General features: G+C 71.1%; 9 protein-coding genes. 5 read left to right on the top strand and 4 right to left on the bottom strand.

Annotated elements, in window-relative coordinates; genetic code table 11:
• Positions 1 to 314: 314 nt before the first annotated feature.
• The 3 genes from EBO15_RS04415 to hflX form a co-directional block, all read right to left on the bottom strand.
• Positions 315 to 1,166: a DegV family protein gene (locus tag EBO15_RS04415; protein ID WP_122192995.1), complete on the bottom strand. Its 852-nt coding sequence runs from the start codon at positions 1,164 to 1,166 to the stop codon at positions 315 to 317.
• 161 nt (positions 1,167 to 1,327) lie between these two features.
• Entirely contained in the window at positions 1,328 to 2,542 is a 1,215-nt protein-coding gene (gene hutI, locus EBO15_RS04420; protein ID WP_122192996.1) for an imidazolonepropionase, read from the bottom strand.
• 669 nt (positions 2,543 to 3,211) lie between these two features.
• Complete coding sequence (gene hflX / locus EBO15_RS04425) at positions 3,212 to 4,666, bottom strand: GTPase HflX (protein WP_122192997.1); 1,455 nt, start codon at positions 4,664 to 4,666, stop codon at positions 3,212 to 3,214.
• A 319-nt stretch (positions 4,667 to 4,985) separates the two neighbouring features.
• On the opposite strand from hflX, the gene aceB reads away from it, so the two are divergent.
• The 5 genes from aceB to EBO15_RS04450 all read left to right on the top strand — a co-directional run bounded on the left by aceB (position 4,986) and on the right by EBO15_RS04450 (position 11,452).
• A complete protein-coding gene (gene aceB / locus EBO15_RS04430) occupies positions 4,986 to 6,587 on the top strand; it encodes a malate synthase A (protein WP_122192998.1) in 1,602 nt (533 codons plus the stop codon).
• 84 nt (positions 6,588 to 6,671) lie between these two features.
• Positions 6,672 to 8,126: an FAD-linked oxidase C-terminal domain-containing protein gene (locus tag EBO15_RS04435; protein WP_122192999.1), complete on the top strand. Its 1,455-nt coding sequence runs from the start codon at positions 6,672 to 6,674 to the stop codon at positions 8,124 to 8,126.
• Complete coding sequence (locus EBO15_RS04440) at positions 8,126 to 9,280, top strand: FAD-binding oxidoreductase (protein WP_122193000.1); 1,155 nt, start codon at positions 8,126 to 8,128, stop codon at positions 9,278 to 9,280. The genes EBO15_RS04435 and EBO15_RS04440 overlap by 1 nt, the downstream gene beginning before the upstream one ends.
• A gap of 4 nt (positions 9,281 to 9,284) precedes the next feature.
• The gene (locus tag EBO15_RS04445; RefSeq protein ID WP_122193001.1) at positions 9,285 to 10,565 is read left to right on the top strand and encodes a (Fe-S)-binding protein; all 1,281 of its coding nucleotides are present in this window, start codon (positions 9,285 to 9,287) and stop codon (positions 10,563 to 10,565) included.
• A 155-nt stretch (positions 10,566 to 10,720) separates the two neighbouring features.
• Positions 10,721 to 11,452: a hypothetical protein gene (locus EBO15_RS04450; RefSeq protein ID WP_122193002.1), complete on the top strand. Its 732-nt coding sequence runs from the start codon at positions 10,721 to 10,723 to the stop codon at positions 11,450 to 11,452.
• Between the two features lie 38 nt (positions 11,453 to 11,490).
• Here the strand turns inward: EBO15_RS04450 and EBO15_RS04455 are convergent, their stop codons facing one another.
• Positions 11,491 to 12,966, bottom strand: a complete 1,476-nt coding sequence (locus tag EBO15_RS04455) for an ABC transporter family substrate-binding protein (protein ID WP_233615932.1) — start codon at positions 12,964 to 12,966, stop codon at positions 11,491 to 11,493.
• Between the last annotated feature and the right edge of the window lie 65 nt (positions 12,967 to 13,031).

Here is a 13,031-nt window from a genome sequence, read left to right on the forward strand (position 1 = left end):
TCGGGGCGAGGTCCGGTGATCAACGTGAGAGGCCCCGCATGGCGCGCGGGTTTCGCCGCCGCGGCCACCGAGGTCACCACAACTCCGCCACAGCCGGACGGAAAGATCGTTTTAGCGGGCTACGTGTTTTCCGGTCCAGATACGCCAACTGCGCGGTGCGTCTCATTGTTCGAGGTCAAGCACGTTCGGAAGGGCGATATCCCGGCATGGCCGATGCCTCGCGGTATCCGTCTCGGGACCAAAGCGGGAGTCGAGTACGAGGCGGGATGGGTCGAACGCTGCCGACGGGCCGGGTCCAGGTAGCAGTCCGTGCCTCAGGGCAGTGGCGCGACGACCACGCCCAGCATGCCCGGACCCACGTGCGCGCCGATGACCGGGCCGACCTCGCCGATGTGGAGGTCCGCCACGTTCGGGACGCGGTTCCGGAGGTCGGCGGCGAGCGTCTCGGCCCGGGCGGACGCCGCGAGGTGCTGGATTCCCAGGTCCACGGGGCGGCCGGCGGCTTCGGCGACGGTGACGGCGAGGTCGGCCAGCCGGGCCAGGGCCCGGGACGTCGTGCGGACCTTCTCCAGCGGGGTGATGCGTCCGGACGAGACGTCCAGCAGCGGTTTCACCATGAGCGCGGAGCCCAGCAGGTTGGCGGCGGCGCCGATGCGCCCGCTTCGCCGCAGGTGTTCGAGGTTGTCGACGTAGAAGAGTGACCGGGTCAGGGCGGCTCGCCGTTCGGCGGCCGCCACGACCTCGGCGGGTGAGCCGCCGTCCAGGGCCTTCGCGACGGCGGACAGGACCGCGAACCCCAGGCCCATGCCGATGGTGCCGGAGTCGACCACATGGACGGGCACGGGCGCGTCGGCGGCGGCGAGGCGTGCGGCCTCGACCGTCCCCGACATGGAGGCCGACAGGTGCACCGAGACCACGGCGGACGCGCCGGACCCGGCGGCGTCCGCGTACGCGGCGGCGAAGCGTGAAGGGGACGGCCGGGACGTCGTGACCCGGTGCTGTTCGCGCAGCGCTCGCGCGGTCTCCGCGGTCGTGGTCGTGTCCTCGTCACGGACGTCGCCGCCGACGGCGAGCTGCAGCGGGACGATCGTGACCGCGTCCGGGTCGGCGAGGTCCGGGGGAAGGTAGGACGAGGAGTCCGTGACGACCGCTACCGCACTGCCCATAAGGGCGAGGCTACTCCGGGCGGCCGGGCCTGGGTGACCGACTTGTCTCCATCTGTGACGGCCTGCACCATGACAGGAACGAACACGCGCCCTGAACCCAGGTCGATGGCGCTACCAGCCGGAGGCGGGCCGTCCGGAGACGGCCCGGGCCGGGTTCAGGGCTACGGCTGGACGGGGACGCCGCCGCGCCAGACGCGGAGCGCGCGGAGACCGAAGGCCCAGGCGAACGCGCCCTCGTGGTCGGCGTCCCAGAGGACGAGGTCGGCGAGCATGCCGGGGGCGAGGGAGCCGCGGTCGCCGACGCGCAGGGCGGCGGCTCCGCCGAGGGTGGCGGCGCGGAGGGCCTCGGTGACCGACAGGCCGTACATGGCGACGGCCAGGCCGATGACCAGGGGCATGGACGTGATGCCGCACTGCCCGGGGTTGTGGTCGGTGCCGAGCGCGACGGTGACGCCGCGGTCGAGCATCGTGCGCACGGGGGCGGCGGGACGGGACGAGTTGAGGGCGCTGCCCGGGCAGACGGTCGCGGTGACGCCCGCGTGCGCGAGGGCCTTCACGTCGTCGTCGTTGGCCTGGGTGAGCAGGTCGGCGGACGCGCAGCCGACCTCGGCGGCGACCTGGGCCGCGCCGACGCGCTCGTTGGCGCAGGCGTGCATGCGCGCCTTGAGGCCGTTGCGCTTGCCGGTCAGCAGCAGGATGCGCGCCTCTTCGGCGGTGAAGTGGCCCTCGTCGCAGTAGACGTCGATGGAGTCGGCGCCCGCGACGGCGGCGTCACCGGCCCACTGCCGGACGGCCTCGATGTAGTCGCGGCGGCGGCCGAAGTACTCGGGCGGCAGGATGTGCGCGGCGAGGAAGGTCGCGTGGATGCGCGGCATGGACGGCTCGGACTCCAGCGACCGCAGCATCCGGATGTCGGCGAGCTCGCCGTCGCGGGTGAGGTGGTAGCCGGTCTTGGCCTCGACGGTGGTGGTGCCCGCGAGGATCCACTGGCGGAGCCGTTCGCGGACGCCGTTGCACAGCGTCCAGGGGTCGGTGCCGCGGGTCACGGTGACGGTGGAGTTGACGCCGCCGCCGGCCGCCGCGATGGCCGAGTGGGACGAGCCGCTGGTGCGCATCGCGAGCTCGGCCCAGCGGTTGCCCGCGTAGACCGGGTGCGCGTGGGCGTCGATGAGGCCGGGCGTGACCAGGCCGCCGCCGAGGTTCTCCACGTGGTCGACGTCGACGATGTCGTCGATGATGCCGGGGACGCTCTGCGGAAGGTCGGAGGCCGGACCCGCCCACACGATGCGGTCGTCGTGGATCAGGACGGCGGCGTTGCTGCAGACGTCGGTGCCCGTCCAGAGACGTCCGATGTTGGTGAGCAGCCTGACCGTCACGGGGTCACCGCCCGATGGGGCTGGGAACGCCGCGCGGCGTGCGGTCTGACGCCATGGACTTGGCCACCTGCTCTCGATACGGAGCGCCGACTGGGTGCCGGCGGTTCACCACTGGGGGAATGGGTGATCGAATGATCACCTTGAGCAACGAGACCGGAGATATCGGTTTCGTCACGGTAGTGCACTGAAGGCCCGGCGGACAACCTTCGCCCGGCCAACGGCGCGCGCCGCCGGAAAGTTCCCCGGTGGCGAAGGCGGTCATGGACGTCGGACCAGGCACAACATGACCGGCATCCGGCCATAACCCGCCCAGCGTCCAATAAACCGCCAAATACCGGGACGCACCTCATCGACGCCATCACCCCACCCTTAGTCCTATGACCGTACGGATTCCGGCAGACCCGTCAAGCGGAATGGAGAAGCTGTCACCTAACGGCGACGGCCGCGCGTCCGGAAACGATCAGAGAACGGGTGCGGCCGCACCACCGTGCGGTCACACCCGTTCTCCTCATGCGTCTGCGCTCACCGCAGCTTTCCCTGAACTCGCGTCGGGCCGCAATCACACGCGCCTGCGCGCCGCCGCGCGTCCCCCGGACCAGCCGAAGGACCATCGGAGCGTCCAGGAAACGTTCAGCTACTCCTGGCGAGGTTCAGCGGACCGGGCGGATTTCAGGACGTCGCGGGGACGGGGTCCTCGTACCGGGCGAGCTCGCCGGCCAGGTCCTCGGGGACGCGGGCGAGCATGACGGTGCCCGCGGCCTCGTGCTCCTGCTTGAGGACCTCTCCGCGCTCGTGGATCGCGGCGACCAGATCGCCCCGCTCGTACGGGAGCAGGACGCGGACCTCGTGCGCGAGCATGGGGAGGGCGGCCTCGATCGCGGCCCGCAGCTCGTCGATGCCCTGGCCCGTGTGGGCCGAGACGACGACGCTGTGCGGCTCGCGCCGGCGGAGCCGGGCGATGGCGAGCGGGTCCGCGGCGTCCACCTTGTTGATCACGATCAGCTCGGGCAGCGAGTCGGCGCCGATCTCGCGGAAGACCTCGCGGACGGAGTCGATCTGCCGCTCGGGGTCCGGGTCGGAGCCGTCCACGACGTGCACGACCAGGTGCGCGTCGGTGACCTCCTCCAGGGTGGAGCGGAACGCCTCGACGAGCTGGTGCGGCAGGTGCCGGACGAACCCGACGGTGTCGGCGAGCGTGTGAGCCCGTCCGGACGGGGTCGTGGCGCGCCGGACGGTCGGGTCGAGGGTGGCGAACAGCGCGTCCTCCACCAGCACGCCCGCGCCGGTGAGCCGGTTCAGCAGGGACGACTTGCCCGCGTTGGTGTAGCCGGCGATGGCGACGGCGGGCACCATGTTGCGGCGGCGCTCGCCGCGCTTGGTGTCGCGGGCCTTGCCCATCTCGGCGATCTGGCGGCGCAGCTTGGCCATCCGCGTGCGGATGCGGCGCCGGTCCAGCTCGATCTTGGTCTCACCGGGGCCACGGCCGCCGATGCCGACGCCGCCCGCGGCGCGTCCGCCGACCTGGCGGGACAGGTTGCCGCCCCAGCCGCGCAGGCGCGGGAGCAGGTAGTTCAGCTGGGCGAGTTCGACCTGGGCCTTGCCCTCGCGGCTCTTGGCGTGCTGGGCGAAGATGTCGAGGATCAGCGCGGTCCGGTCGATGACCTTGACCTGGACGATCTCCTCCAGGTGGCGCAGCTGGCTCGGCGCGAGCTCGCCGTCGCAGATCACGGTGTCGGCGCCGGTGGAGATCACGACGTCGCGCAGTTCGGCGGCCTTGCCGGAGCCGATGTAGGTCGCCGCGTCCGGCCGGATGCGGCGCTGGGTGAGGCCCTCCAGGACCTGCGACCCGGCGGTCTCGGCGAGCAGCGCGAGCTCGCGGAGCGAGTTCTCGGCCTCCTCGGCGGTGCCCTCGGTCCAGACGCCGACGAGGACGACCCGCTCCAGCCGCAGCTGGCGGTACTCGACCTCGGTGACGTCCTCGAGTTCGGTGGACAGTCCCGTGACGCGGCGCAGCGCGCGGCGCTCCTCGAGATCGAGCTCGCCGGTCAGCGGCTCGTCCCCGTCGAAGCCGTCGAGCCCGTCCAGGACGTCGTGGGTGCGGTGTTCTGAGAAACGTTGAGTCATATGCCCTCTGTCAAACGCCGTGGGGGCCCGGTCGATTCCCCACGACGGCTCGTACCCGCGTTGCACCGCGGCATCCTCGCGATCACCGCCTTCTGGGCGGTCGCGTGGTCGCCCGCGGTCGTCCCGGACGGTTCCCAGAGATCGTCCCACGCGCGCAGGGGCAGGTCACCCGATTATCCGGGCCCCACCGAGGGGAGTTTCACAGGGATGCCCCCGCTTTGACCCGGATCCGTACCGGCGAGTAGCGTTCTCCACACAACAGAACCGAAATTTCACCATACGAAATTCGAGAAGGCACGGCGAAGGGAAGGGCGGGCACATGACCGACGGTGTCGAGGTCCGGGGACCTCTGGGCGAGCGCTATGACGAGATCCTCACCCCCGAGGCTCTCGGCCTGCTCGCCACGCTCCAGCGGGAGTTCGGCGCACGCCGCGAGGAGCTGCTGAGGGCCCGTGAGGAGCGCCAGGAGCGGCTGTCGGCGGGCGGCACGCTGGACTTCCTGCCGGAGACGGCCGAGGTCCGCACCGACGAGACCTGGCGGGTCGCCGCCCCCGCGCCGGGCCTGCGGGACCGCCGGGTCGAGATCACCGGCCCGACCGACCGGAAGATGACGATCAACGCGCTGAACTCGGGCGCGAAGGTGTGGCTGGCCGACTTCGAGGACGCCAACACGCCGCTGTGGACGAACATGATCGAGGGCCAGCTGAACCTGCGGGACGCCCTCGACCGCACCATCGACTTCACCGACGCCAAGAGCGGCAAGTCCTACAGCCTCAAGGACGACGAGGAACTCGCCACCATCGTCGTGCGCCCGCGCGGGTGGCACATGGAGGAGAAGCACCTTCTGGTGGACGGCGAGCCGATGTCCGGCTCCCTTTTCGACTTCGGCCTGTACTTCTTCCACAGCGCGCGCCGCCAGCTCGCCAAGGGCAAGGGCCCGTACTTCTACCTGCCGAAGATGGAGTCGCACCTGGAGGCCCGCCTCTGGAACGACGTCTTCAACCTGGCGCAGGACATGCTGGAGATCCCGCGCGGGACGATCCGGGCGACCGTCCTGATCGAGACCATCCCGGCCGCGTTCGAGATGGAGGAGATCCTCTACGAGCTGCGCGACCACTCCGCCGGGCTGAACGCGGGCCGCTGGGACTACCTGTTCAGCGTGATCAAGAAGTTCCGGGACCGGGGCGCCGACTACGTCCTGCCGGAGCGGAACGCGATCACGATGACCGCGCCGTTCATGCAGGCGTACACCGAGCTGCTCGTCCGGACCTGCCACAAGCGCGGCGCGCACGCGATCGGCGGCATGGCGGCGTTCATCCCGTCCCGCAAGGACGCCGAGGTCAACAAGGTCGCGCTGGAGAAGGTCCGGGCGGACAAGACGCGCGAGTCGGGCGCCGGCTTCGACGGCTCCTGGGTCGCGCACCCGGACCTGGTCCCGGTCTGCCGCGAGGTGTTCGACGGCGTCCTCGGGGACAAGCCGAACCAGCGCGAGCGGCTCCGCGACGACGTCAAGGTCTCCGCGGCCGACCTGCTGAACTTCAAGGCGACGCCGGGCGACATCACCGAGGCGGGCCTGCGCAACAACATCGACGTGGCGCTGCGCTACCTCGCCACCTGGCTGAACGGCTCGGGCGCGGTCGCGATCCACAACCTGATGGAGGACGCGGCGACCGCCGAGATCTCCCGTTCGCAGGTGTGGCAGTGGATCCGCAACGGCGTGACCCTCAAGGAGGGGCAGCCCGTCACCCGTGAACTGGTCGAGCGCCTGCTGGACGAGGAGATGGCCACGATCCGCGCCGAACTGGGCGACGCCTACAACGAGCCGCGCTTCACCGAGGCTCTGGCGCTGTTCAAGGAGGTCACGCTCGCGGACGAGTACTCCGAGTTCCTGACCACCCCGGCGTACATCCGCTTCCCGTAAGGGAAGACTCCCGGAACGCATGGGCGCGGTGGCCTGACCGAGGCCGCCGCGCCCCTCGCCCTAGCGAGATGGCAGGGGGACGGCATGGCAGACACTCTCCGGGCCTTGGCCGAGCGTTGTACCCGCTTGCTCGGCCCTGAGTGGACCATCACCGATCCTGTGCGGTTGCGCACGTACGAGTGCGATGGGCTGACGTCCCACCGTGCCTCTCCCGGGCTGGTCGTCCTGCCGGAGACGGCCGAGCAGATCGCCGCCATCGTGCGCGCGTGCGCCGAGGTCGGCGTCCCCTATGTGGCCCGAGGTTCGGGGACGGGTCTGTCCGGTGGGGCGCTCCCCCGGACGGACGGCGTGCTCATCGTGACGTCCAGGATGCGCCGCATTCTCGATGTCGATGTGGCGAACCAGCGCGCGACGGTCGAGCCGGGCGTGATCAACCTGGACGTGACACGCGCCGCGCGCCCGCACGGGTACTACTTCGCGCCCGACCCGTCCAGCCAGCAGATCTGCTCGGTCGGCGGGAACGTGGCGGAGAACTCGGGCGGCGCGCACTGCCTGAAGTACGGGTTCACCGCGCACCACGTGCTGGCCTGCGAGATCGTCACCCCGGACGGCGAGATCACGGAGCTGTCCCGGGACGATCCGGGCTTCGACCTGCTGGGCGTCTTCGTCGGCTCGGAGGGGACGCTCGGCGTCACGACCAAGATCACCGTGCGGCTGACCCGGCTGCCGGAGACCGTCCAGACGCTGCTGGCCGCGTTCGACACGATCGGGCAGGGCGGCGAGGCGGTGTCGGCGATCATCGCCGCCGGGGTGGTGCCGGCCGCGATCGAGATGATGGACGCGCTGTCCATCGAGGCCGCCGAGGCGGCCGTGGCCTGCGGGTATCCGGACGGCGCGGGCGCGGTCCTGGTGGTCGAGCTGGACGGCCCGGAGGCGACGGTCGCGCACCAGTTCGCCGAGGTCGGACGGCTGTGCCGGGAGACGGGCGCGTTCGAGATCCGGGTCGCGGCCGACGACACCGAGCGGGCGCTGATCTGGAAGGGGCGCAAGTCCGCGTTCGCCGCGATGGGCCGGATCAGCCCCGCCTACATCGTCCAGGACGGCGTGATCCCGCGGACCGCGCTCGGTGAGGTGCTGGACCGTATCGACGCGCTCAGCCGGGAGTCCGGCGTACGCGTCGCGAACGTCTTCCATGCCGGTGACGGCAATCTGCATCCGCTCGTGCTTTTCGACGATGCGGTACCGGGCGCGCAGGAGCGGGCCGAGACGGTCTCTGGCGCGATCCTCGATCTCTGTATCGAGCACGGGGGTTCCATCACGGGCGAGCACGGCGTAGGCGTGGACAAGGCCCGGTACATGCCGCGCATGTTCAGCGACGACGACCTGGACACGATGCAGATGGTCCGGTGCGGTTTCGACCCGGCGGGGCTGTGCAACCCGGGCAAGGTGTTCCCGACGCCGCGCCTGTGCGGGGAGGTTCCGGGTGTCCGGAAAGGCCCGCACCCACTGGTCGCGGAGGGAAAGGCTGACCTGTTCTGATGTCCGTTCTGGATGCGTTCGCCAAGGTCTGTGCCGACGTCCGCCCTGGTACGGGCGCCGATCGGGTCGACGGCATGATTCCGCAGGTCATCGCCGCTCCCACCAGCCTGGACGAGGCGTCGGCGGTGGTGCGGACGGCCGCCGGGCACGGTTGGGCCGTCGTCCCGTCCGGCACGGGGACCAAGCTCGATCACGGCCGTCCCGTCGAACGTTGCGACGTGTTCGTGACGACCCGGAACCTCGACCGGATCATCAAGCACTCCCCCGGCGACCTGACGCTGCACGTCGAGGCCGGGCTGACGTTCGAGGCGCTGCGCGCGGCCGAGGCCGGCGGGTGGGGGCAGCACCTGGCGCTGGCCCCGCCCATGGACGGGACGATCGGCGGCGCAATCGCGACCGACGTCGCGGGTCCGGGCCGGCTGCTCCACGGATCCGCGCGTGACCTGCTGATCGGGATCACGGTCGTCCGGGCGGACGGCACGGTCGCGCGGTCCGGCGGCAAGGTCGTCAAGAACGTCGCCGGATACGACCTGGGCAAGCTCTACACGGGTTCGCTCGGCACGCTCGGCCTCATCGTGGACGCGACGTTCCGCATGCATCCGGCCGCGCGCGTCGTGCGGGTGGCGGCCACGGTCAAGGACCCTGGACGGGCCGTCCAGGCGGTGCTGCATTCCCAGGTCGTCCCGCGTGCGCTCGAGATCGACCGTCCGGCAGGATCGGACGAGACGACGGTCGCGGTGGAGGCCGAGACCGAGACTCCTGACGAGACGTCCGCGCGCCTGCGCGAGCTGCTCGGTGGTTCGCCCGCTCCCGACCCCACCTGGTGGGGCAGCCTTCCAGAGGGCGAGGTCGTGGCGGAGATCCGGAGTCTCCCGGCCCGCTTGCCCGAGATCATGGACATCGCCAAGGGTCTGCCTCTGCGCGGTTCTACGGGCGCCGGACGCCTCTACGCCGTACCGGACGATCTGGAAGCGCTACGTGAAGCGCTGAAGCCGATCGGGGCGCGGGTCGTCCTCGTGCGCGCGGGGCAGGCCGTCCGTGAGTCCGTGGACGTCTGGGGACCGATGCCGGCTCTCCCGCTCATGCGACGCGTGAAGGACCAGTTCGATCCCGACCACCGGCTCTCGCCCGGTCGGTTCGCCGAAGGAGTGTGACCTCGTGGCCCGGCCGGACGAACTGCCGAACCTGCTGAACGACTGCGTCCACTGCGGCTTCTGCCTGCCGACCTGCCCGACCTATGTGCTGTGGGGCGAGGAGATGGACTCGCCGCGCGGACGCATCCACCTCATGCGGCAGCACGAGGAGGGCGCGCCGCTGGACGACGCCATGGTCCAGCACTTCGACGCGTGCCTGGGGTGCATGGCGTGCGTGACGGCCTGCCCGTCCGGCGTCCGGTACGACCGGCTCATCGAGGTCACCCGGGCCCGCGTCGAGGCCGAGCACCCGCGGTCGCGGGGCGAGCGAGCGGTCCGTGAGGCGATTTTCCGGCTGTTCCCGTACCCGAACCGGCTGCGGGCGCTCCGGGGCCCGCTACGGGCCTATCAGCGCTCCGGGCTGCCCGCCCTGGTCAGGCGCAGCGGCATCCTGGAGCGCCTGTCCCCGACGCTCGCCGCGATGGAGCGTCTCGCGCCGCCGTCCGGGAAGGCTCCCAGGCTGCCCGAACGGGTCTCCGCACGTGGCGGACGGCGGGCGACGGTCGGGATGCTCACGGGATGCGTCCAGCGCGAGTTCTTCCCCGGCGTGAACGCGGCGACCGCGCGCGTGCTGGCCCTGGAGGGCTGCGACGTGCTCATCCCGCGCCACCAGGGTTGTTGTGGAGCGCTGTCCCTGCACTCCGGGCGTGACGAGGAGGCCCGCGCGTTCGCGCGCCGGACGGTCGAGACGTTCGAGGGTGTGGACGTCATCGTGGTCAACTCGGCGGGCTGCGGCTCGGCGATGAAGGAGTACGAGTCACTCCTCGCGGACGATTCCGCCTGGGCGGCTCGTGCGCGCGCCCTCTCGGAGAAGACCCGGGACCTGGCCGAGTACCTCGTCGAGCTGGGCCCGCGCGCCGAACGGCACCCGCTGCCGGTGACCGCCGCCTACCACGACGCCTGTCACCTCGCGCACGCGCAGGGGGTGCGATCTCAGCCGCGCGCCCTGCTGACGGGCATCCCTGAGCTGACCGTGAAGGAGATCGCGGACCCGGACATCTGCTGTGGCTCGGCCGGCACCTACAACCTTCTCCAGCCGGACGCGGCGGCCGAACTGGGCGACCGCAAGGCGGCGAACGTGGCCGCGACCGGCGCGGACCTCCTCGTCGCCGCGAACCCCGGATGCTCGCTCCAGATCGCCCAGGCCCTGGAACGGCACGGCGCGCCGCTTCCGGTCGCGCACACCGCCCAGGTGCTGGACGCGTCGCTCCGCGGCCGTCCCGCCTCGACCTTGCTCACCCTGTGAGCCCCGCCGTTGCTCATTTGTTGACAAGTCCCGATACGTCGCCGCTGACAATGCATCGTTCCACGTCAGAGGCCTGACCGGCCGGTCAGCGGCGGGGACTCGTCAGGTATCGTGACCCACCCGACGCACCAGGACGCATCCCCCGAGGCCGACAGATGTCCCACAGCCACCGATCCCACCGCCGCCGCAAGAAGACCACCACCGGCAAGCTCGGGCTCGCGGGCGCGCTCACCGGCGCGCTCGGCATCGGCGCGGTCGCGGCCGTGATCATCGTGCTGCGCCCGGACGCTCCCGGCTCGCCCTCGATGGCCGGGACGGGCCGCGACACCTCGCAGAACGGATCGGCTCCCAGTGGCGTCCCTTCCGGAGGCCCCACTCCCATGTCCGCGCCGAAAGCGGGGCGCGAGCTCAGTTTCACTACACCCGAGGGCTTTGGCTACACGCTGGCCGCCGTCCGTTCGGGCACGGACAGGCAGCCCCTGTCGACGAGCCAGGCCCCCAAGGACGGCGAGACGTACGCGTACGCGGACTACGTCCTGACCAACAGCCAGCGCCGTCCCAAACCGCTGGACTTCCCGGCCGACCTTTTCATGCCGCGCGACTCGGTTCCCTCGTCCGCGCGAGAACGGTGCATGCCCCAGCCCGGCGTGCCCGACACCATGTGCACCCTGCCGAACCACAGCGAGGTCACCGCCCGCATCGGCGACGCCAAGGCGCCCTTCGCACAGGACGGCGACACCGTCCTGCCCGCTGGTGGCTCCTACATCGTCCGGGTCGCATCCGACCTGCCCGTAAGCGACGGCACCGCGTCACGCGATCTGCGCCTCTTCGTATGGGACGCCCGCTTCACCAGTGACCGCAAGGGCGTGGAGATCCCGCTCCCTTAGCCGTCACCTCTCAGTCGTCGCCCCTCGGCTGTCGCCTCTCAGGCGTCGCCGCTGAACCCGATGTCCTCGAAGGCCGGTTCCCAGAATCCGCATGCGCCCAGGTTGGCGAGCCCCGCCCTCACGGCGACGACCTGGGGGCGCTGGTAGAGAGGCAGCACCGTCGCCTCCTGCCAGACCAGCTTGTCGGCCGCGTTGATCAACCTGCGCGCACGAGCAGGTTCCACCTCGGCTATGGCCCGGTCCATGGCCGTGTCGATCTGGGCGGATCCCACGCGGGAGTAGTTCTGCTGAATGTGATCGCCCTGCGGACGAGCGAAGACCGACCGCAACGGTGACAGCGGAAACGCGGTGCCCAGCCATGAGAACGGCACGATGTCGAAGTTCCCCGGCGTGACGTATTGATCGAACAGGTCGTCCGTGGGGACGGGCACGATGTCCACGCGCACGCCCACGCGCGCGAGGAGCGCACGGGTCAGCTCCCCCTCACGCCTGCTGGTCGCCACGCCAGAGGGCACGACGAAGCGCAACGCGAGTGTCCGGCCGTTCTTCACCCGGTAGGCGCGGCCGTGCCGGATCCAGCCCGCCGCGTCCAGGAGCCGCCCGGCGCGCTCCGGGTCGTAGCGGCCGAGATCACCCGAGTCGTCCCGGTATCCGGCCTGCGTGTTGACGTAGAAGTGGTTCCCCAGCGGACGCGGCGGACGGCCCAGCCCCGCCAGGTCGGACCGGACGATCACGTCGCGGTCCACGGCCATGAACAGCGCACGCCGGACCCGCACGTCGGACAGCAGCGGCGACGCCGCGTTGAACGTCAGGTGCCGCCAGTCGGGGCCGCCCGCGCGGCGGATCCGCGCGCCCCGGACCTCGGCGGCCCTGCGCAGCCCGGCCGGGTCGGTGCCGACGTCCATGAGGTCCACCTCGCCGTTGGCGAACGCGCCGGGCATCGCGCCGGGGTCCAGGGCGCGGAAGACGATCCCGTCCAGCTTGGCGGGCCGCCCCCACCAGCCCGGGTCCCGGACGAGCTCGACGGTCTTGGCGGTCTCGTCGATCCGGCGGACCCGGAACGGCCCGGCCGTCACCGGCACCCGGTTCACCCAGCCGTCGTTGAACACGCGCGGATTCCTGCTGGTCGCGGCCGGATAGAGCGGGCTGAACAGGCTGCGCCAGTCGGCGTAGGGACGGTCGAACGCGACCTTGACCTCCCGGTCGTCCGTCCCGCGCTGGACCTTCGTGATCTCCCGGTAGCCGGTGACGGTCGCGACCTGGAAGCGCGGGTCGCGTCCTGACAGCGCGCGCGCCTGGGCGGCGAAATCGGCGTATCCGATGGGTTTCCCGTTCGACCAGTGCGCGTGCGGGTTGATCCGGTACGTGACGACCTGCCGCGGCTTGGTCATCGTGACACGCGCCGATTCGAGGAACTCGGGTACGGGATGCGGGACGGCCTTCTCGTCCGCGCGCATGAGGAACGGCAGGATGCCTTGCAGGACGAGAGCCACCGTCCCCTTGCCACCGTTCACATGGTGGAAGTTGAACTGGGCTGGGAATTCCGGCAGCGGCCAGCGCAGCGTCCCACCGAAGCGAA

The sequence above is a fragment of the Actinomadura harenae genome (assembly GCF_003696215.1).
Classification (GTDB): Bacteria; Actinomycetota; Actinomycetes; order Streptosporangiales; family Streptosporangiaceae; genus Spirillospora; species Spirillospora harenae.